Genomic DNA, 20,626 nt, shown 5'->3' with positions numbered 1-20,626 from the left:
GCGCCCGTGTCTGGGATCCCGGACACCGAGCAGCCTACAGCCGGAGCGCTCACGACCGCGCGGCGCGAGGATCGGACCATGCTCCAGACCCAGACCGCCGTCACCGTCGGTGCCGGACCGCTCACCATCGACGACGTGGTCGCCGTCGCGCGCCACGACGCCCGCGTCGAACTCGACCCCGACGCCCTCGCCGGAGTCGCCGCCTCCCGCGCGATCGTCGACGCCCTCGCCGACGACACCGAGCCGCACTACGGCATCTCGACCGGCTTCGGCGCACTCGCCACGACATTCATCCCCGCCGATCGCCGAGCGCAGCTGCAGGCGAGCCTCGTGCGCTCGCACGCGGCCGGATCCGGTCCCGAGGTCGAGCGCGAGGTCGTCCGTGCCCTCATGCTGCTGCGCCTGTCCACGCTGATGACCGCGCGCACGGGTGCGCGACCCCATACCGTCGAGACCTACGCCGCCCTCCTCAATGCGGGGATCACGCCGGTCGTCCACGAGTACGGCTCGCTCGGGTGCTCCGGCGACCTCGCGCCGCTCGCCCACTGCGCCCTGGCGGCGATGGGCGAGGGCCGCGTGCGGGTCGACGGCGAACCGGTCGACGCGGCCGACGCCCTCGCCGCTGCGGGAATCGAGCCCGTGGTCCTCGCCGAGAAGGAGGGACTCGCGCTCATCAACGGCACCGACGGGATGCTCGGGATGCTCGCGCTCGCCATCCACGACCTCCACGGCTTGCTGACCGACGCCGACATCGCCGCCGCGATGAGCGTCGAGGCGCTGCTCGGCACCGACGCGGTGTTCGCCGACGACCTGCAGCGGCTGCGGCCGCAGGCCGGCCAGGCGGTCTCGGCGACGAACCTGCGCGCCCTGCTCGCCGGCTCGCCGATCGTCGCGAGTCACAAGGGACCGGAGTGCACCCGGGTGCAGGACGCCTACTCGCTCCGGTGCTCTCCGCAGGTGCACGGCGCCGCACGCGACACCGTCGCGCACGCGGAGCTGGTGGCCGAGCGCGAGTTGGCCTCGGCCGTGGACAACCCGGTGCTCACCCTCGACGGGCGGGTGGAGTCGAACGGCAACTTCCACGGAGCGCCGGTCGCGTACGTGCTCGACTTCCTCGCGATCGCCGTCGCCGACGTCGCCAGCATGTCGGAGCGCCGCACCGACCGCTTCCTCGACCCTGCGCGCAACCAGGGGCTGCCGCCATTCCTCGCCCATGAAGTCGGCGTCGACTCCGGTCTGATGATCGCCCAGTACACGGCCGCCGGGATCGTCTCCGAGCTGAAGCGGCTGGCCGCGCCGGCGTCGGTGGACAGCATCCCCTCGTCGGCCATGCAGGAGGACCACGTGTCGATGGGATGGGCGGCCGCCCGCAAGCTACGCCGCGCCATCGACGGGCTCGCCCGCGTGATCGCGATCGAGGTCATGACCGCCGCCCGGGGAGCCGACCTGCGCGCCCCGCTGCAGCCGGGCCCCGCCACGGGAGCCGTCATCGCGACACTGCGGAGGGTCGTCCCGGGCCCGGGCCCCGACCGCCACCTCTCCCCCGAGATCGAGGCCGCCTACGTCCTCGTGACCTCCGGCGCCCTCCGCGCCGCCGCCCACCTCCCCTGACCCCCACCGTCGAGTACGCACAAACTGCACGAAATCAGCGTCGAAACCGTCAGCCTTCGCGGACTCGACGGGGTAACGAAAGGAACGAGAACCATGGATGGAGCCCGACCGGTGCGCGCGGCGCGAGGCACCGAGCTCAGCGCCAAGAGCTGGCAGACCGAGGCCCCGCTGCGGATGCTGATGAACAACCTCGACCCGGAGGTCGCCGAACGCCCGGACGACCTGGTCGTCTACGGCGGCACCGGCCGCGCGGCCCGCAGCTGGGAGGCGTTCGACGCGATCGTCCGCACCCTCCGCGACCTCGAGGCCGACGAGACGCTGCTCGTGCAGTCCGGCAAGCCGGTCGGCGTCTTCCGAACGCACGAGTGGGCTCCCCGGGTGCTGATCGCCAACTCCAATCTCGTCGGCGACTGGGCGACGTGGCCCGAGTTCCGCCGGCTGGAGGCGCTTGGTCTCACCATGTACGGCCAGATGACCGCCGGTTCGTGGATCTACATCGGCTCGCAGGGCATCCTCCAGGGCACGTACGAGACGTTCGGCGCGGTCGCGCGGAAGAGGTTCGACGGAACTCTCGCCGGCACCCTCACGCTGACCGGTGGATGCGGCGGCATGGGCGGAGCGCAGCCGCTCGCGGTCACCATGAACGGCGGGGCGGTGCTCATCGTGGATGTTGACCGCACCCGCGTGCAGCGCCGCGTCGACCACGGCTACCTCGACGTGCTGGCGGACGACCTCGACGACGCGGTCGCGCAGGCGCTGGCGGCCAAGGACGAGCGCCGCGCCCTTTCCGTCGGCGTGGTGGGGAACGCGGCGGAGGTCTTCCCCGAACTGCTCCGCCGCGGCGTCCCGATCGACATCGTCACCGACCAGACCAGCGCGCACGACCCGCTGAGCTACCTGCCCGCCGGCTACACCGTCGAGGAGTGGCACGACCGCGCAGCCGCAGACCCCGAGCGCTTCACCGACGACGCCCGACGGTCGATGGCCGCCCAGGTGGAGGCGATGGTCGGCTTCCAGGACGCCGGCTCCGAGGTCTTCGACTACGGCAACTCGATCCGCACGGAGGCCCAGCTGGGCGGCTACGACCGCGCGTTCGGCTTCCCCGGGTTCGTGCCCGCGTACATCCGTCCGCTCTTCGCCGAGGGCAAGGGACCGTTCCGGTGGGCCGCGCTCTCGGGCGACCCGGCCGACATCGCCGCGACGGACCGCGCCGTGCTCGACCTGTTCCCCCACGACGAACACCTGCGCCGCTGGATCACCCAGGCGGGCGAAAAGGTGCACTTCGAGGGACTACCCGCCCGGATCTGCTGGCTGGGATACAAGGAGCGGCACCTGGCCGGCCTCCGTTTCAACGAGATGGTCGCCTCGGGCGAGCTGTCCGCACCGGTCGTGATCGGGCGCGACCACCTCGACTCCGGCTCGGTCGCCTCGCCGTATCGGGAGACGGAGTCGATGGCGGACGGCTCCGATGCGATCGCCGACTGGCCCCTCCTCAACGCGCTGCTCAACACGGCGTCCGGCGCGACCTGGGTGTCGCTCCACCACGGTGGCGGCGTCGGGATCGGCCGCAGCATCCACGCCGGGCAGGTCGTCGTCGCCGACGGCACGCCACTCGCCGCGGAGAAGATCGAGCGCGTGCTGACGAACGATCCGGGCACGGGCGTGATGCGGCATGTGGATGCGGGATACGAGCGCGCTGTCGAGGTCGCGGAGGAGCGCGGGCTGCGCATCCCGATGCGCGAAGGCCGATGACCGCCACCCTCGTCACCGGCATCGGCGAGCTGACGACGTTCGACCCGGCGCATCCCGGACCCCTCGGGCTGGTTCGCGATGCGGCCGTTCTCGCCGTCGACGGCCGGGTGGCCTGGACCGGACCCTCGGCCGCAGCCCCCCGATCGGATGCGGACAGCGTCGTCGACGTCGCCGGCGCGGCCGTGATCCCGGGGTTCGTGGACTCGCACACCCACCTCGTTTTCGCCGGAGATCGCGCGCAGGAGTTCGAGGCGCGCATGGCCGGGCGACCGTATACCGCTGGCGGCATACGGTCCACGGTCGCAGCGACACGCGCCGCGACGGACGGCGAACTGCGCGCGCGGCTCGCCGGGCTGGTGGCCGAACTGCACGCGCAGGGCACGACGACGTTCGAGATCAAGAGCGGCTACGGACTGACCGTCGCCGACGAGGAGCGCCTGCTCCGACTGGCGCGCGAGGTGACCGACGAGACCACGTTCCTGGGTGCGCACGTCGTCCCGGCCGAGTACGCCGACGACCCAGACACCTATGTGGATCTCGTCACCGGCCCGATGCTCGACGCCTGCGCGCCGCACGCGCGCTGGATCGACGTCTTTTGCGAGACGGGCGCGTTCAGCGTCGAGCAGTCGGAGCGGATCCTCCGGGCGGGAGCCGAGCGCGGGCTGGGCGTGCGCATCCACGCCGCCCAGCTCGGCCCCGGAGACGGCGTCGCCCTCGCTGTGGAACTGGATGCGGCGAGCGTCGACCACTGCACCTACCTGACCGACGACGACGTGGAGCGGCTGGCCGCCTCCCGGACCGTCGCGACGCTGCTGCCCGGCGTCGAGTTCTCGACGCGGCATCCCTACCCGTCCGGGCGTCGCCTCCTCGACGCCGGCGCGACCGTTGCGCTCGCGAGCGACTGCAACCCGGGGTCGTCGTTTACGTCGTCGATGCCGTTCTGCATCGCCCTCGCCGTGCGTGAGCTCGGGCTGACGCCGGCCGAGGCCCTGCAGGCGGCGACGCTCGGCGGCGCCGCCGCGCTCCGTCGCAACGACGTCGGGCACCTGCGACCCGGAGCGCGGGCCGACCTGGCGGTCCTCCGCGCCCCGAGCCACATCCACCTCGCCTACCGGCCCGGCGTCCCCCTCATCGAGCGCACCCTCCGCCTCTAGTCCCTTTCGCCCCGCCGTCGAGTCCGCAAACTTTGCACACGAATCGCCCCGCGAGCGTGCAAAGTTTGCGGACTCGACGATGGGCGACGGGGACGGGACGGGATGGGTCAGCGGGAGGCGAGGCCGGCGGCGGCGTCGAGGACGAGGAGCGCCGCGAGGCGGACCGTGCGCTGGTCGGGAGCGTCGGCGGTCGCATCCACCTCGGCGATGTCGAGGGAGCGGACCAACGAGGATGCGCCGGCGAGCCGCGCGAAGCGGCGCAGCTCCCAGGCAGCGAGGCCGCCCGGGACGGATGCCGGGCACCCCGGAGCCACCGAGCGATCGCAGACGTCCACGTCCAGATCGACGTGCATCGGACCGCCGCCCGCCCCGGCGATCTCCAGCGCCTCCGCCATCACGTCGTCCAGTGGACGCGTATGCAGCTCGTCGCGGCGGATCACCGTGATGCCATAGTCCGCCGCGCGGCGGGCGTAGGCGGCCGAGTTCGCGAAGTCGGCGATGCCGATCTGCACGATCCGCCGACCGTCGAGCCCGGCCTCGATGAGCTCGCGCACCGGAGAGCCGTTGGACGATCCGTCGCGCAGATCGTGATGAGCGTCGAGCGTGATCAGCCCCGCCGCGCCGAGGTCCCCGCCGAACGACCCGAGCGCCGCCGGGACCGTGAGCGAGTTGTCGCCGCCGACCGCGACCGTCAGTCGCGACCGGGACGAGGCCTCTGCCATTGCCGCACGCGCACGTTCCCGCCCCTCCGGGCCGTCGGGTGACGGCACGTCCCCGGCGTCCGCGAAGCGCAGTGACTCGACGTCCTCTCCCGGTGCGAACGCCGAGTAGCGACGCAGCGCATCCCGCACAGCCGCAGGGGTGGCACCCGCACCGGTCGGCGAGAGCGAGGTATCCTGCGTCGGGATGCCGATCAGCGTCAGGTCCGCGCCATCCGCTCCGAGTGGCGGCCAGTCGCCCGCGCGCGGCCACAGCGGGTCGAGCGAGAGTCCGTGTGCACTCATACCCGCGACCCTAGCGATGGGCGGCGCAAACGCAGCGGCCGCGTCCGGCATGCCCGTCTGGGATACCGGACGCGGCCGTCGGATCAGACCTGCGTCCCCCCGGCCGGCCGGGTGAAGACGGGCGGCTGAGGAGCGGTCGGTGTACCCGTACCGTCCGAACCCACCGGCCCGGTCGGTCCACCGGTCACCGGCGTCCCGCCATCGCCCGCACGGCCGTCCCCTGTCCCGTCGTCGCCCGAACCACTGCCGGCCGCGGCCTTCGCCGCCTTCCGCGCCTCTTTCCGCTCCCGTCGCCCCTCGACCAGGTTGTACAGGGTCGGCAGCACGACGAGCGTCAGCACGGTCGAGGAGATGAGTCCGCCGATGACGACGATCGCGAGCGGCTGCGAGATGAAGCCGCCGTGCCCGGTCAGGCCGATCGCCATCGGGGTCAGCGCCGCGATCGTGGCCAGCGCCGTCATCAGGATGGGGCGCAGTCGTCGGGATGCACCGTGTGCCACGGCGTCCGCCACCGCGAGACCGCGCCGTCGGTACTGGTTCACCAGGTCGATGAGCACGATCGCATTGGTCACCACGATGCCGATCAGCATCAGCAGACCGATCAGCGACGCGACGCCGAGCGGGATGCCCGAGGCGAGCTGGAGCAGGATGGCGCCGGTCGCCGCGAACGGCACCGACACGAGCAGCAGCAGTGGCTGCCGCAGCGAGCGGAACGTCGCCACCATGACGATGTACACGATGAGGATGGCCGCGAGGAGCGCCAGGCCCAGCTGCTGGAACGCATCCGACTGGCTGGAGGAGACGCCGCCGATCTTGGCCGTCGCGCCCGAGGGCAGGTCCGCCGCCTTGAGCGCCGCGTTGACGTCGGCGTTCGCTGTCGTCAGGTTGTCCGTCGCCGGGGTGGCGGTCACGGACGCCGTCCGGAGCCCGCGCTGGGTGGTCACCGTCGCCGGGCCCTTGACCTCCTTCACGCTGGCGAGCGTGTCGAGCGGCACGATCCCCGTCGCCGTCGGGATGGACAGCTGCGCGAGCCCCGCGACGGTCGTCGGCGGGTTGTCGCTCTGCAGGTAGATCTTCAGCGTGGTGTCGTCGATGGCGACGGAACCCGCCTGCGTGGGCTGGACCGCCTGCGAGACGATCGTGCCGACGGCCACCTCGCTGAGTCCGGCCGCTGCGGCCTTGGATCGATCGACGTCCACCGAGACGTAGGGCAGCGATGCGCTCAGGTTGTCGGTCACCTGCTTCAGCGACGACTTCTTCCGCAGCTCGGCGACCACCGAGTCCGTCGCCTTCTGCAGGTCGGCGTTGCTGCTGGCGGAGATGTCGACCTGGATGTCGGTCGAGCCGCCGAAGCCGCTGGACGCTGAGAGGGTGATCTCTCCCTGGTCCTTGATGTCGGCCAGTTCGTCCTCGATGGTGTTCTGCAGCTTCTCCTGGTCGGCGTTCGGGTCGGTCGTGATGGAGAAGGTCGTCCCACCGCCGCCCCCGCCGGTGAACGCGTCCCGCAGCGACGAGCCGCTGGAGCCGATGGAGACCTGGACGGTCTTGACGCCGTCAGTGTCGAGCAGCTTCTTCTCGACCACCTTCGCCGCGTCGTCCTTCGACTGGAGGCTCGCGCCGGGATCGAGGGTCTGCGTGACGGTGAGGGAGTTCTGCCCGCTCGACCCGAGGAAGTTCGTCTTCAGGAACGGCACCGTGAGGAGCGTGAGGACGAGCACCAGGACGGCCGCGGTGATGGTCAGCCCCGAGCGCTTGAGCGTCCAGCGGATGATCGGCAGGTAGCCGGCCTGGAGCCGCGAGGGATGCTCGAGCTCGTCGATGCCGGATGCCGCAGCCTCCTCCACCGACAGAGCAGCGGCCTCGACCTCGGGGCCGCCCTCGTGCTTGTGCGCCTTCGGCGCCCGGAGGAACCAATAGGCGAGCACCGGCACGATCGTCAGGGCGACGAGCAGCGACGACAGCAGGGCGATCGTGACGGTCAGGGCGAAGGGCCGGAACAGCTCGCCGGTCACATCCCCCACGAATGCGAGCGGGAGGAACACCGCAACGGTCGTGATCGTGGATGCGGTGATCGCGCCCGCGACCTCACGGACCGCCCGCACGATGGTCACCGCTCGGTCTGCGCCGGGCACCAGCTGCCGTTTGATGTTCTCGATCACGACGATGGAGTCGTCCACCACACGCCCGATCGCGATCGTCAGAGCGCCCAGCGTGATGATGTTGAGCGTGTAGCCGGTCGCCCACATGACGATGAACGTGATCAGCACGCTGGTCGGGATGGAGATCGCCGTCACCAGCGTCGACCGCACGGACAGCAGGAACACCAGGATGACGATGACCGCCATCGCGAGACCGAGCAGCCCCTCCTCGGTGAGCGAGTTGATCGACTGCGTGATGAACGGCGCCTGGTCGAAGACGACGGTGATCTTCGTGCCGGAGCCGAGCTTCTTCTCCAGGCTCGGGATGAGGTCGTTGACCGCGTGAGAGACCTCGACCGTGTTGGCGGAGGGCAGCTTGGTGACAGCGATCGTCAGGGCGGGCTTGCCGTCGACGCGGGAGAGCGAGGTGGTCGGGTCGTCCGTCTCGGCGACAGTCGCGACGTCGCCGATCGTCGGCGGGGTGCTCGGGTAGGCGACGTCGGCGGTCGCCCCAGCGCCACCGGCCGCACCAGCGGCTCCCGCGGCGCCGGCCGCTCCGCCCGCGGCTGCGCCCTTGGCGCCCGCACCGTCAGCCGCGGTCACCGAACGGATCAGCGGCAGGCCGGCGATGTCCTCGACCGACGACAGCTGCGTCCCCGACTGCACGGACAGCGTCTGCCCGTTCTCGGTGATGTCTCCGCCCGGGATGAGCACGCCGTTCTGCTGCAGCGCATCCTTGATCGCCGAGGACGAGACGCCTGCGGCGGCGAGCTTCGCCGGGTCCGGTGTGATCGCGATGCGGCGGCCGATCTCGCCGACCAGCTGCGCGTCGTTGACGCCCGTCACATCCTTGACGTCCGGGAGCACGAGCTTCGTGATGTCGTCGCCGAGGGCGCGCTGGTCGTCACCGCCGGTGACCGCGAGCTGGATGACGGGCAGGTCGTCGATGCTGCCCGAGAGCACCTGCGGCTCGACGCCCGACGGCAGGGTCGACTTGATGCGATTGACCGCCTGGTCGATCTTCTGCTCGGCGGTGGCGAGGTCGGTCCCGTACGTGAACTTCGCCGTGATGATGGACTGGTTGGTGCTGCTGACCGCGCTCGTACTGTCGAGGTCGGGAACGCCCTGGATGGCGGCCTCGACCGGAGTGCTGACGTCGTTGTTCACGACCTCCGGCGATGCACCCGGGTAGCTGGAGAGCACCACCAGCTGCGGGAACGAGATCGACGGCGCGAGCTCCTGCTTGAGGTTGGTCAGGGCGAGTCCGCCGAAGACCGCGGCGACGATCGTGACAAGCGCGATCAGGGCACGGTTCTTCATGCTCAGGACGGCGAGGAAGTGCACAGGTTTCCCCTCGGGGACGACGGTTTCAGGACCGCGCCGACACTGGCGCAGGGGAAGTATGACATCGCAGGGTGGGCGGTATCTTCATGCCTGGGTACGACATCCCGCTACTCCGCTGGGAGTGCCCGTCGGCCCGGCCCGCCGGGTCGCGCGAGTCACACCACGCTGGGCAGCGCGCCGGAGTCGAAATACGGCACCGGCTCGTTCGCGGCGACGGCCCACGCCCGGGTGAGAGCGGCGAACGCGCGGTCGTACTCGTCCGGGGTGTAGGTGATCGGGATGCGCAGGAAGCGCTCGAAGGCGCCGTCGATGCCGAACCGCGGTCCGGCGGCGATCAGCAGGCCGTGGCTGCGCGCGGCCAGCGCTAGTGCCGAACTGACCGGGGCGCCGATCCCCACCCAGGCCGTCAGTCCGCCGTGCTGAACCGGCATCGTCCAGTCGGGGAACGTCTCGGCGACCAGGCGTCGGACGTTCTCGCGCCCCAGACGGAGCTGCTCGCGCCGCTCCTCCATGATCTCGGGAAGCTGCGGGATCATCCGCGCGACGACGAGCTGCTCGATCATCGGCGTGCCGAGGTCGGTGGCCGGCTTCGCGGCGATCAGGCGCTGGATGTGCGAGCGCTCGGCGCGGATCCAGCCGATGCGGAGGCCGCCCCAGAGCGTCTTGCTGGCCGAGCCGATCATGATCACCGGCGCGCCGGCCGACGCGGAGTCCGCGTAGGCCGGCAGGGGCAGGAACTCGCCGACCCGGTCGATGTCGAGCTCCGCCGTGGTCTCGTCGGCGACAACGATCGCGCCGTGACCGGCGGCGGCCGCGAGCACCCGCTCCCGCGTCTCGGGCGACATGGTGGCCCCGGTCGGATTGTGGAAGTCGGGGATGAGGTACGCGAGCGCGGGATTGGCGCGGCGGAACGTCTGCTCGATCGCCTCCACATCCCAGCCGTCGGACTCGTCGCCGATGCGGTGCGGCCCGGATTCCGGCGCGGTGACCGTGATGGGCACCAACCGTGCGCCGGCCAAGCGGATCGCCTCGATGGCGTGCGGGTAGGTCGGCACCTCGATGACGACGCGGTCGCCCCGGCCGAGGAACGTGCGGGCGATCAACGCGATCGCCTGCTGCGCGCCGACGGTCACCAGGATCTGGTCCGGTGTCGTCGGCAGGCCGCGGCTGGCATAGCGGGCGGCGATCTCGGCGCGCAGGTGCGGCAGTCCGACGGGGTCGTAGCCCGGGTCGGGGAGGAAGCGCGGCAGTTCCTCCGCGGCGGCACGCGCGGCGGCGGGAAGGGACGACGCGGCGGGGAGCGACGCCTTGGTGAAGTCGAGCATCCCCTCGCCGGCCACCGCGGGCAGGGAGAGGGCCGGGCCGGGGAGACGCGCGACGCTGCCGGAGCCTCGGACGCTGTCGATGAAGCCGGCCTCGCGGAGCTGGCGGTAGGCGGCGGCGACCGTGGTCCGGCTCAGCTCCAGCTTGGCCGCCAGATCGCGCTCGGCGGGCAGGCGTGTGTCGATCGGGATACGGCCGTCGAGCACGAGAAGCCGGATGCGGTCGGCGAGCGCCTGGTAGCTGGCGCCGGCGGTCCGCCAGGCTCCGAGCAGGTGCTCCAGCGAGCGGGCGGTGAGTTGCGCATCCGACATGCAGGCCACTTTAGTTGAATTGGCATCTTGTTGCGAGTCCAATCGTTGCGATTGGATTGTGCCCATGGCCGCCCGACTTCTTCTCACCCGCCGCCTCGTGCAGCTGCTGATCGGACTCTTCCTCTACGGGATCGCGATCGCGCTCATGGTGCGCGCCGGGATCGGCCTGTCGCCGTGGGATGTTCTGGCACAGGGTCTGTCGCTGAAGACCGGCATCCCCTTCGGGTTCGTCACCAACCTGGTCGGACTCGTCGTGCTGGCGTTCTGGATCCCGCTGCGGCAGCGTCCGGGCCTCGGAACCGTGCTCAACGTGCTGCTGGTCGGCCCGAGCGCGCAACTCGGCCTCGACCTGCTGCCGCAGCAGACGGAGCTGTGGGCGCAGGTGCTGTTCTTCGCGGCCGGCCTCGCGCTGCTCGCCGTCGCGACCGGCCTGTACATCGGTCCGCGCCTCGGCCCGGGCCCGCGCGACGGGCTGATGACCGGCCTGCACTCCCGCACCGGCCGGCCGATCTGGATGGTGCGGACCGCCATCGAGGTGACCGTACTGATCATCGGGTGGGTGCTCGGCGGGAACGTCGGGGTGGGGACGCTCGCGTTCGCGCTCCTGGTCGGCCCGCTGTGCAGCATCACCCTCCCCTTCTTCGCGATCCGCCTGCCGCAGTACGCTGCAACGACTGCGGCACGGCTGGAGAGCGAGCTCGAGGGAACGGCCGAGCAGTCGGCCGGCCTCGAGGAGGAGCAGGGTGCCGTCCGTTTCGACGTGCGCGACGGCATCCTGCTCGAATCCGACCGGGCGGCGCACGAGCGCGCATCCCGGGCGGACTCCCCCTTCGTCCGAGGTCCGCAGCCCGACCGCGCGCCGCGCGCTCCGCGCCTTGAGCGCGCAGACCGCCCGTCGCGCGTGATCGCCGCGCACTGGCTGGACGACCGCATCACGCGTCGCCCGCGCCACCCCTGACCCCTGACCCCGCGCCTCCCTCTCGCCGCCGCATCTCCCACCGTCGAGTCCGCAAAAACTGCACGCCGAAGGGGCGTAAAGCGGTAAGTCTTCGCGGACTCGACGATGGGGTGAGGTTAGGCGAGGTGGGCGGCGTAGACGCGGAGGGCGTCGCGCACGAAGGCGGCGTTCTCGGCGCCGCCGTAGTTCGCGGCGAACCGCTCGTCGGCGACGTACATCTCGCCGAGACCGGTCAGGTACGCGGCCGTCGGCGCGCCCGTGCCGTACCCCGGCGTCCCCGGGATGCCGGCCAGCCACTCGGCGTGACGCTTCGCGAGCGCCTGCGCCTCGTCCGACTCCGGCGCGACGCCGGCCGCCGCCGCGGACTTCCAGTCGGCCGCGAGCCGCTCCTGCCGGGCCTGCCAGTCGGCACGCTCCTCCGCGGTCTTGCTGCGCCACCAGCGGTCCGACGCCGCGTAGGCGTCCTTCCCCCAGCGCTGCTCGACCTCGTCCTTGTACTGGGTGTGATCGAATCCGTCGAACATCTGCTCGGCCACGATCTCCTCTCCTTCCTCCACTGCGTGGATCGTCGACTCGACCGACGCGATCTGCCGCGCCAGCCGTTCCCGCTCCGCCTGCAACCACGCAAGGTGGTCACGCAGGGCGGGCACCGCATCCGTGCGGTCGTCGAGCACCCGGCCGACGGCGTCGAGGCCGAGACCGAGCTCCCGGAGAAGCAGGATGCGCTGAAGCCGCACGAGGGAGTCGCGGTCGTAGTACCGGTAGCCGTTGCCGCCGACGCGGCTCGGCTTCAGCAGCCCGATGGCGTCGTAGTGGCGCAGCGTCCGGCTGGTGGTGCCGGCGATCCGCGCGATGTCCTGGATGGACCAGTCCATGTCTTCCTCCTTCCGTGCGGTGCGTCATCCACGCTAGGAGTTGACGTTACGTCAAGGTCAAGCGACCCGGCTACAGTGTTCGCGTGCGCAGTATCCGTTCGACCACCCGCGTCGCCCCCGGCACCCTGTTCGTCGAGGGTCCGCTCTCGAACTGGACCGTGTTCTACGGCGATGGAGCGGTCGAGCTCGTCGACTGCGGCTACCCGGCCGATCGCCCGCTCGTCGAGGAGTCGATCCGTCTCGCGGGTGCCGACCCGGCCGACCTGAAGCGCATCCTGATCACGCACGGCCACTCGGATCACCTCGGCGCGAGCGCGCAGTTCGCCGCCGAGCTCGGCGTGGTCGTCGCGGCGGCACCGGCCGAGCTCCCGAACGTCCGGCGCGACATCACCGAGCAGGTCACGGTCGCCGACCTGCTGCCGTCCGCGCTGAAGCGCGGCACCGTCCGCTGGGCGATCGCCGCCGTGCGGGCGGGAGGTCTGGGCGATGTCGGGGTCCGGGATGCGGTCGCGCTGGAGGGGGACGAAGTCACCCTGAGCACGGGGCACACCCTCGAGCTCGTCCCCGCCCCCGGCCACACGACCGGCAGCGTCTGCTTCTTCGAGCCGACGTCGCGCGCGCTGCTGACCGGCGACGCCATCGTGACGGGTCATCCGCTGCTGCGCGAGAGCGGTGAGCTGCAGCAGCTGCCCGCGTTCTTCCAGCACGACCCCGATGAGGCCGCGCTCAGCGCGCGCAGGCTGGTGCTGTGCGACGCCGAGGTGGTGCTGCCGGGGCACGGACCGCTGGTCGCGTTCCCGGCGAGCGCGCGCCCCTGAGCCGCGGCCGGATCAGCGCTTCGCGCGCGCCGGCACCTTCTTCTGAGGCGTGCCGGTGCCCGCAGCTCCGGCAGCCGCCGAAGCCGGCCGCGCACCTTCGGGCTGTGGCTCCGGGATCGTCCCGGCGACCGCCTCCGCACTGTCCTGCGGTTCCCCGATCGTGATCGGCACCGGGTGGATGTGGATGCGCGTGTGCGCCTTCGACGCCGGCACGAGCGGTCGGCGTGCGACCGGGCGCACGGGCTCGCCGCGACGGTCTTGGCCGGGGAGCGGGCGCGAGCGCCGGCCGTAGATGAGCGACGAGGAGTCGAGCAGCCACGGGACGAGCGCGACGGTGACGCCGTGGCAGAGCATGAGCTGCTTGCTGATGCGGCGTGCGCGGTGGTTGTGCAGCAGCGCCTCCCACCAGTGGCCGACGATGTACTGCGGCAGGTAGACCGTCACGACCTCGGAGCCGTGCTCCTCGCGCCGGTGCTTCATGTACTTGATGAGCGGAACGCCGAACTCGCGATACGGCGACTCGATGATCGTGAGCGGAACGTGGATGTTCTGCTCGACCCACTGCCGCTGCAGCTTCTGCGTCGACTCCTCGTCGATCGAGACGTGCACGGCCTCGATCGAGTCGTGCCGCGCGGCGATCGCGTAGTCGAGCGCCTTCAGCGCCGGCTTCTGCATCTTGCCGATGAGGACGATGGCATGGTCGCCGACGCTGCCGAACGTCGTCACCGGGTCGACTTCGACCTCTTTCTCGACGTCGCGGTAGTAGCGGTTCACGCCGAGCATGAGGAACCACAGGATCGGCATGAAGATGAAGACGAGGTACGCGCCGTGCGTGAACTTTGTGATCGTGACGACGATGAGCACGATCGCGGTCAGACAGGCGCCGAAGGCGTTGATGCAAAGCGAGCGGATGATGCCGGTGCGTTCTCGGCCGGTCTGGCCTCCCGAGCGCAGCAGCGTGATCCAGTGCTTCACCATCCCGGACTGGCCGAGGGTGAACGAGACGAAGACGCCGATGATGTACAGCTGGATGAGCTGGGTCAGGTTGGCCTGGTAGACGACCAGCAGGACCGTGGCGGCAAGCGCCAGGATGATCATGCCGTTCGAGTAGACGAGGCGGTCGCCGCGCGTGTTGAGTGCTTTCGGGGCGTACGAGTCGCGGGCGAGCACGGAGCCGAGCAGCGGGAATCCGTTGAAGGCGGTGTTGGCCGCGAGCAGCAGCACCACCGCCGTCGCGGCCTGCACCAGGAAGAAGAAGAACGTGTTGTTTCCGAAGGTCGCCGCGGCGATCTGAGCGATGAGGCTGCGCTGCGGCTGGGTTGCGCACTGCGCCCATCCCTGCAGGTCGCACGGGTTCTCGGCGTAGTGGACGCCGCTGATCAGCGCGGTGGCGGTCAGGCCGGCGAACAGCGTGATCGCGATGCCGCCCATGAGGCCGAGGGTGATGCGGGCGTTGCGGATCTTCGGGGTGCGGAACGCGGGGACGCCGTTGGCGACGGCCTCCACACCGGTCAGAGCCGAACATCCACTCGAGAAGGCGCGCAGCAGGAGCAGGACGACCGCCGCTTGCGTGAGCGAGTCAGCGTGCACCTGGTAGCCGGCGGACTCGGCGACCGGGGCGTCTCCGAACACCGTGCGGACGAGGGCCGTCACGATCATCAGGGCGATGCTGCCGATGAAGATGTAGGTCGGCAGCGCGAACGCCTTCGACGACTCCCGTACGCCGCGCAGGTTGATGGCGGCGATGATGATGACGCAGAGGATGGCCAGTTCGACGCGCCACGGGGCAAGGAACGGCAACGCCGAGATGACGTTGTCGACGCCGGATGCGACGGACACGGCGACGGTGAGGACGTAGTCCACGAGCAGCGCCGAGGCGACGATCAGGCCGGCCTTCTCGCCGAGGTTCTTGTGAGCGACCTCGTAGTCGCCACCGCCCGAGGGGTAGGCCTTCACCAGCTGGCGGTAGCTGAGCACGACGGTGATGAGCAGCACGACGACGGCCGCGGCGACCCACGGCGCGAACGTCAGGAAGGCGAGACCGCCGAGCAGCAGGATCATCAGGAGTTCCTGCGGAGCGTACGCGACGCTCGACAGCGCGTCGGAGGCGAAGATGGGTAGCGCGAGGTGCTTCGGGAGCAGCTGCCCTTCGAGCTTTTCGCTCGGAAGCGGGTCGCCGATCAACCAGCGCTTCGGGGATCTCCCCTCATTTGTCACGAGTGGCGAGCATACTCGCTGGCAATCCACTGTCAAGTCGGCGCGTCGGGCCTTGCGAACCCTGTCGTTCTGCAAAGACTGGGGGCTGCTCCTCCACGGGGTGTTCCCCCGCGGATTGCCGCGGCGGAACGACCCGAAGAGGTCTCACTGGGAGCCGGATGAGCATTTCCTGACTCTTTCCCAAAGCCAATGACCGGCGCTCAGCGGCGGCCGATCGCCTCGACGAGCACACGCCGGACGCGGTCCAGCTCATCCTTGAGAAGCGGGACGATGTCTGCTGGGAGCGCGCCGCGAGCGGCCTGGTAGCGGAGGTCCGTGCGGAGCTGCTGACGGAAGTCGTTCAGCGCCGCCTCGGCCTCGCGCGCGGCGGCGTTGCCCGCCGCGCGCGCATCCCGCCCGGCGTCGCGCGCCTCCTGACGCGGGTCCACCCGGGAGCCGTTCCGCTTGGCCTCGCGAGCCGCGGAGGCGAGCTCCGCGCGCAACGTGCGCATCGCGTCGTTCACGCCGGCGCGCACTTCGTCCGCCAGACGGCGAACGGAGTCGGTGACCTCCTCCTCGATCGCGTCGAGCTCCGGTCGGCGAGCCTCGAGCTCGGCCCGGCCGGCGTCGGTGATCTGGTACACCGTCTTCCGGCCCTCGGTCGCCTTGGTGACCAGGCCCTCCTCCTCCAGCTTGGCCAGCCGCGGGTAGATGGTGCCGGCACTCGGACTGTAGGTGCCACCGAAGCGCTCGGTCAGCGCCTGGATGAGCTCGTAACCGTGTCGCGGCGCCTCATCCAGCAGGCTCAACAGGTACAGCCGGAGGCTCCCGTGCGAGAAGACGGGAGTCACGCCGACGCCTCCGCGCCCTGCTCGGCGGCAGCGCTGCGGAGCACCGCGGCGTCGCCGGAGACCGAATTGATGCTGATCTCGACCCACGTGCCATCCAGCGTGCCGGCCGTTCCGGTGTAGCCCTTGCCCATCCCGCCGACCACGGTCATGTTGTCGAGCTGCACCTTTCCGGACACCGTGTTGACGCGGTAGCGCGCGCCGACGGCCTCCGGGATGCGGATGGTCGTGTCGCCGGACACCGTGTTGACGGCGATGTCGTCCGGAGTGCCGGTGACGTCGAGCATGACGTCGCCGGAGACGCCGTCGGACGAGAAGCGCCGGATGGCTCCGGTCGCTGTCACGTCACCGGAGACGGTGTGGGCGCTGATGCGGCCGGTGTGGTCGCGGACGGACAGCTCGCCGCTGACGGAGTTGAGCTCGACGTCGCCGGTGAGGCCATCGGCGACGACATCGCCGGAGACAGTGCTCAGGCGGGCGTCCGTGGTGAGGCCCGAGACCAGAGCTGCCGCCGAGACGACGCCGAACTTGAGCTCGACATCGCGCGGCACGAGCACGCTGACGTCGGCGCGGGCGCTGGAGCGCATCGACTTGAAGACCTCGATGAAGTTGTCCCACCGCAGCTGCGGGTGATCGATCTCGAGACGGTCGCCGTCGACCACGATCTTCAGGTCGCGGCCCGTGACCGAGTGCACCTCGATGCGCGCTCCGGGCTCGTCGTGTCCGACGATGTCGATCTGACCGCCGATGAACCCGACCTTGAGGGCGCGGACGACCTCGATGTCGATCGTGCGGCTCTCGCCCGGCTGGATCAGCCACTTCTCCTGTGCCATGCTTCCTGCTCCTTCTCTCCGGCCCATGCCGGGGCCGTCGGTGACTCGCGTTATATCGCGACTGTTGACGGATTCACGATATATCGCGAGTGGGGTGGATGCAAGCCCTCGATGGTCCGAATCCCCTGGATTCAGGGTGCGGTCAGGGAGAACCCTGAGCGGGCGCGAAGTGACGTGGCGCGGCGGGCCGCTAGCGCCGCAGCCAGGGCTGGAGCAGCCGGGTGACGAACGGCAGAAGGAAGTACGTCATCGTCGGCGTCAAGCACAGCGTGGTGATGAGCACGGTCGCGATCGGCCACAGCTCGTGCCAGCCAGGGACGAAGGAGGTGACGAGAGTCGTGAACAGGAGCGACAACGGGAAGAAGCCCAGCCAGATCGTCACGGCCTGCTTCCAGCGCGGAGGAGCGGCGGGGACGCCCGGCTGCGGCGCGTCGAACCAGCCCTCGATGCCCGTGCGGCGCTCCACCCGAGCCACTTCCACCAGTTCGCGTCCCTCATAGAGCCACTCCGCGCGGTCGTCGGACGCCTCCCACGCCTCCAGCGTGTCGGCGTCCGCGAAGCGGTACAGCATGTGCCATTCGTCCGAGTCGGCGTGCGCACGCACCCAGCCGGAGCCGAGGAACCCGTCGTACGTGTTCGCGAGGTTGACACCGGACTGGACCCAGTGGGTCACCTCGGCGAGACGGTTGCCGTCGACGCGGCGGGTGATGGAGACGGTGACGGGAAGGCGGCGCGCTCGTGACGCATCCAGAAGCGGCTCTTGTGGAGACATGCCTCCATTGTCTCCGCGGCGCGTTACACGCGGATTTCGGGCGGCGTCAGCGCGGCGTCAGCGCGGGCCGATGAGGGGCGGGCCGTCGCGGACGACGAGGCGAGGTGCGACGAGCCGGTGCCGCGGATCGGCGACCTCCTCGCCGGGGCGGACCCGGCCGCCGTGCGCGCCCGTCAGGAGTTCCAGCACCCCCGCGGCGACCTCGTCGAGCGGCTGGGCCACGCTGGAGAAGCCGAGCGACGCAGCAACCGGGGTGTCGTCGTACCCGACGACCGGGATGCGGCCGCCCGCGGCGGTGAGGACTCCGAGCGCGAGGGAGTCGGACGTGCACACCACGCCGTCGACCGTTCCGGCCTGGGCTTCGAGCCGGCGGATCGCCTCGGCGCCGAACGGCACGCGGTCCTCGGCCGACACCTCCAGCAGCCGCAGCTCGTCGTCCGTCAGGCCGCTGCCCTCGCGCATCGCCTCGAGCCAGCCTTCGCGGCGGTCGTCGCCGGTGCCGGATCCCGCGGGCCAGCCGATGAACCCGATGCGCCTGCGGCCCTGGGAGAGCAGGTGCGCTGTGGCGTCGCGGAGGCCCGAGCGCCCATCCACGTCGACCCAGAGGTGCTCGGGATCGGTCATGTCGTCGATCCCCCACGGCCGGCCGAATGTCACGAACGACTGACCATGCTCGATCAGCCACTCCGTCCGCGGATCACCGTGGAAGGTCGAGGTGAGGACGAACGCGTCCACGTCCGCGGCATCCGAGAGACGGCGGAACTGCTCGATCTCGTCGTCCGGGCCGGCGGCGGTGAACAGCAGCATCCGCAGGCCCTGCCGGTCGGCGCGCTCGGTGAGCGCGTGCAGGAAGCGGTCGAGGATGCTCCCGGAGATGCCGTCCTGCGTGATCGGATCGAGCCGGATGCCGATGGTCGAGCTCTTCTGGGTGCGGAGGCGGCGGGCGGAGGCGTGCGGCCGGTAACCGAGCGAATGGATCGCGGCCTGAACCCGTTCCCGCGTCTCCGGACGGACGAGTTCGGGGGCGTTCAGGACGTTCGACACCGTCTGGCGGGACACCCCAGCGACCCCGGCGACGTCGCTGACGGTCGGCTGCGCACCCATCGCGACTCCCTCCTCCGGCGGCTGGATATGACCCTACTGGTCTGCTTGACACCCCGTGAACCTCGTGATTAGTGTGACAAGCATCCCGCTTTGATCGTTCAAAGTCACCGTAGCAGGTGAAAATTTGATCGATCAAACGCCGGGAGTGACGGACGGGCTGTGACGAGGAGGTCGAAAATGCACGCATTGCTGCGTCGCACCAGCGCCTCCACGCCGCACGCCGAGTTGTTCACAACCAGCACCATCCACCGGGTTGTCCACGACCTCCCCCACCCTGCACGCGTGCGCCCCCTCCACCGGGCACACTCACATCAAGGAGAGACACGAATGCGCAAGATCACCCATCGCTGGCTCGCGGGCGGCGCCGTCGCCGCCGCGGCAGCGCTCACGCTCACGGCCTGCGGGTCCGGCTTCAGCGGCGGCAGCAGCGGCGACGACACCGGAAAGCTGACGTCGTCCGACAAGGCCCTCACGGTCATGATCGGATCGTCCGGCGACGCCGAGACCGCGGCGGTCAAGTCGGCGGTCTCGGACTGGTCGAAGAGCTCCGGCACGAAGGCATCCGTCGTCGCCGCCAGCGACCTCAACCAGCAGCTCTCGCAGGGCTTCGCCGCGAAGAAGCCGGCCGACGTCTTCTACCTCTCCACCGACGCACTGGCGGGCTACGCCTCCAACGGCTCGCTCCTCGCCTACGGCGACCAGCTCAGCAACAAGAGCGACTTCTACCCGAGCCTCGTGAAGTCGTTCACGTACGACGGCAAGTTCTACTGCGCCCCGAAGGACTTCTCGACGCTGCAGCTCATCATCAACACCGACGCGTGGAGCGCCGCGGGCCTCACCGACGCCGACATCCCGAAAACGTGGGACCAGCTGGAGTCGGTGGCGAAGAAGCTCACCACCGGCAGCCAGGTCGGCCTCGGCATCTCCGGTGAGTACGCCCGGGTCGGGTCGTTCATGGTCCAGGCCGGCGGCAACTTGATGAACGACGACAGCACCAAGGCCACCGCCAACAGCGACGCCAACGTCCAGGCGCTCGACTTCGTGAAGAAGATGCTCAACGGCGGTGAGCTGAAGTACGCGAAGGACCTCGGCGCCGGCTGGGGTGGCGAGGCGTTCGGCAAGGGTCTCGCGGCGATGACGATCGAGGGCAACTGGATCACCGGCGCCCTGAAGTCCGACTTCCCGAACATCAAGTACAAGGTCGCGGAGCTGCCCGAGGGCCCGGCCGGACAGGGCACCCTGCAGTTCACGAACTGCTGGGGGATCGCCGCCGACAGCCCCAACCAGGCCGCCGCGCTGAAGCTCGTCGAGAAGCTCACCAGCAAGGGCGACCAGCTCGCCTTCTCGAAGGCCTTCGGCCCGATGCCGTCGATCAAGTCGGCCGCAGACGAGTGGAAGTCCGCCAACCCCGACCTCGTGCCCTTCCTGGACGCCGCCGACTACGCCAAGGGCGTTCCGACCGCGAAGGGATCGGCCGATGTCGTCACCGACCTGAACAGCAAGCTCGAGTCGCTGGCCACCGGTGACCCGAAGGCGATCCTCGACGCCACGCAGAAGAACCTCGAAGCTCTGCTGAAGTAAGGAA

The 20,626-nt window shown here is 70.3% G+C and carries 15 protein-coding genes; 6 read left to right on the top strand and 9 right to left on the bottom strand.

Annotation, left to right across the window (positions count from 1 at the left end; genetic code table 11):
• Nucleotides 1-78: 78 nt before the first annotated feature.
• The 3 genes from hutH (at nt 79) to hutI (ending at nt 4,517) form a co-directional block, all read left to right on the top strand.
• Nucleotides 79-1,611: a histidine ammonia-lyase gene (hutH, locus tag H284_RS0113430; RefSeq protein ID WP_020076666.1), complete on the top strand. Its 1,533-nt coding sequence runs from the start codon at nt 79-81 to the stop codon at nt 1,609-1,611.
• Between the two features lie 93 nt (nt 1,612-1,704).
• Nucleotides 1,705-3,363: a urocanate hydratase gene (gene hutU, locus H284_RS0113425; protein ID WP_020076665.1), complete on the top strand. Its 1,659-nt coding sequence runs from the start codon at nt 1,705-1,707 to the stop codon at nt 3,361-3,363.
• Nucleotides 3,360-4,517, top strand: a complete 1,158-nt coding sequence (gene hutI, locus H284_RS0113420) for an imidazolonepropionase (RefSeq protein WP_020076664.1) — start codon at nt 3,360-3,362, stop codon at nt 4,515-4,517. Before hutU ends, hutI begins: the two co-directional genes overlap by 4 nt.
• Before the next feature lie 107 nt (nt 4,518-4,624).
• On the opposite strand, the gene H284_RS0113415 is transcribed toward hutI, so the two are convergent.
• From H284_RS0113415 to yczR, 3 genes are all read right to left on the bottom strand, one after another.
• The gene (locus H284_RS0113415) at nt 4,625-5,521 is read right to left on the bottom strand and encodes an arginase family protein (RefSeq protein ID WP_020076663.1); all 897 of its coding nucleotides are present in this window, start codon (nt 5,519-5,521) and stop codon (nt 4,625-4,627) included.
• Nucleotides 5,522-5,604: 83 nt separating this feature from the next.
• Nucleotides 5,605-9,003, bottom strand: coding sequence for an efflux RND transporter permease subunit (locus H284_RS0113410; protein ID WP_020076662.1), 3,399 nt, complete (start codon nt 9,001-9,003; stop codon nt 5,605-5,607).
• A gap of 155 nt (nt 9,004-9,158) precedes the next feature.
• Nucleotides 9,159-10,637: a MocR-like transcription factor YczR gene (yczR, locus tag H284_RS0113405; protein WP_020076661.1), complete on the bottom strand. Its 1,479-nt coding sequence runs from the start codon at nt 10,635-10,637 to the stop codon at nt 9,159-9,161.
• 64 nt (nt 10,638-10,701) lie between these two features.
• On the opposite strand from yczR, the gene yczE reads away from it, so the two are divergent.
• The gene (gene yczE, locus H284_RS0113400; RefSeq protein WP_020076660.1) at nt 10,702-11,595 is read left to right on the top strand and encodes a membrane protein YczE; all 894 of its coding nucleotides are present in this window, start codon (nt 10,702-10,704) and stop codon (nt 11,593-11,595) included.
• Nucleotides 11,596-11,711: 116 nt separating this feature from the next.
• Here yczE and H284_RS0113395 read toward each other — a convergent pair whose 3' ends face one another.
• On the bottom strand, nt 11,712-12,470 hold the full coding sequence (locus tag H284_RS0113395) for a MerR family transcriptional regulator (protein ID WP_020076659.1): 759 nt from the start codon (nt 12,468-12,470) through the stop codon (nt 11,712-11,714).
• An 83-nt stretch (nt 12,471-12,553) separates the two neighbouring features.
• Between H284_RS0113395 and H284_RS0113390 the strand changes: the two genes are divergently transcribed.
• Nucleotides 12,554-13,288: an MBL fold metallo-hydrolase gene (locus H284_RS0113390; protein WP_020076658.1), complete on the top strand. Its 735-nt coding sequence runs from the start codon at nt 12,554-12,556 to the stop codon at nt 13,286-13,288.
• 12 nt (nt 13,289-13,300) lie between these two features.
• Here H284_RS0113390 and H284_RS0113385 read toward each other — a convergent pair whose 3' ends face one another.
• The 5 genes from H284_RS0113385 to H284_RS0113365 form a co-directional block, all read right to left on the bottom strand.
• The gene (locus H284_RS0113385) at nt 13,301-15,472 is read right to left on the bottom strand and encodes an APC family permease (RefSeq protein ID WP_020076657.1); all 2,172 of its coding nucleotides are present in this window, start codon (nt 15,470-15,472) and stop codon (nt 13,301-13,303) included.
• A gap of 233 nt (nt 15,473-15,705) precedes the next feature.
• Nucleotides 15,706-16,335: a PadR family transcriptional regulator gene (locus H284_RS0113380; RefSeq protein WP_018192327.1), complete on the bottom strand. Its 630-nt coding sequence runs from the start codon at nt 16,333-16,335 to the stop codon at nt 15,706-15,708.
• Entirely contained in the window at nt 16,332-17,165 is an 834-nt protein-coding gene (locus H284_RS0113375) for a DUF4097 family beta strand repeat-containing protein (RefSeq protein ID WP_020076656.1), read from the bottom strand. Before H284_RS0113375 ends, H284_RS0113380 begins: the two co-directional genes overlap by 4 nt.
• Nucleotides 17,166-17,355: 190 nt before the next feature.
• Nucleotides 17,356-17,937: an antibiotic biosynthesis monooxygenase gene (locus H284_RS0113370; RefSeq protein WP_018192329.1), complete on the bottom strand. Its 582-nt coding sequence runs from the start codon at nt 17,935-17,937 to the stop codon at nt 17,356-17,358.
• Nucleotides 17,938-17,994: 57 nt separating this feature from the next.
• Nucleotides 17,995-19,041, bottom strand: coding sequence for a LacI family DNA-binding transcriptional regulator (locus H284_RS0113365; protein ID WP_020076655.1), 1,047 nt, complete (start codon nt 19,039-19,041; stop codon nt 17,995-17,997).
• A 327-nt stretch (nt 19,042-19,368) separates the two neighbouring features.
• On the opposite strand from H284_RS0113365, the gene H284_RS0113360 reads away from it, so the two are divergent.
• The gene (locus H284_RS0113360) at nt 19,369-20,622 is read left to right on the top strand and encodes a sugar ABC transporter substrate-binding protein (RefSeq protein ID WP_018192331.1); all 1,254 of its coding nucleotides are present in this window, start codon (nt 19,369-19,371) and stop codon (nt 20,620-20,622) included.
• Nucleotides 20,623-20,626: the final 4 nt, after the last annotated feature.

The organism is Cryocola sp. 340MFSha3.1, from assembly GCF_000383315.1.
Classification (GTDB): domain Bacteria; phylum Actinomycetota; class Actinomycetes; order Actinomycetales; family Microbacteriaceae; genus Leifsonia.
This window is presented reverse-complemented; position numbering and strand designations above follow the sequence as displayed.

Coding starts and splice junctions, on each gene's coding strand:
- yczE (WP_020076660.1), top strand. CDS start 10,702: ATGGCCGCCCGACTTCTTCTCACCCGCCGCCTCGTGCAGCTGCTGATC.
- hutI (WP_020076664.1), top strand. CDS start 3,360: ATGACCGCCACCCTCGTCACCGGCATCGGCGAGCTGACGACGTTCGAC.
- H284_RS0113365 (WP_020076655.1), bottom strand. CDS start 19,041: ATGGGTGCGCAGCCGACCGTCAGCGACGTCGCCGGGGTCGCTGGGGTG.
- yczR (WP_020076661.1), bottom strand. CDS start 10,637: ATGTCGGATGCGCAACTCACCGCCCGCTCGCTGGAGCACCTGCTCGGA.
- H284_RS0113395 (WP_020076659.1), bottom strand. CDS start 12,470: ATGGACTGGTCCATCCAGGACATCGCGCGGATCGCCGGCACCACCAGC.
- H284_RS0113375 (WP_020076656.1), bottom strand. CDS start 17,165: ATGGCACAGGAGAAGTGGCTGATCCAGCCGGGCGAGAGCCGCACGATC.
- H284_RS0113370 (WP_018192329.1), bottom strand. CDS start 17,937: ATGTCTCCACAAGAGCCGCTTCTGGATGCGTCACGAGCGCGCCGCCTT.
- hutH (WP_020076666.1), top strand. CDS start 79: ATGCTCCAGACCCAGACCGCCGTCACCGTCGGTGCCGGACCGCTCACC.
- hutU (WP_020076665.1), top strand. CDS start 1,705: ATGGATGGAGCCCGACCGGTGCGCGCGGCGCGAGGCACCGAGCTCAGC.
- H284_RS0113415 (WP_020076663.1), bottom strand. CDS start 5,521: ATGAGTGCACACGGACTCTCGCTCGACCCGCTGTGGCCGCGCGCGGGC.
- H284_RS0113360 (WP_018192331.1), top strand. CDS start 19,369: ATGCGCAAGATCACCCATCGCTGGCTCGCGGGCGGCGCCGTCGCCGCC.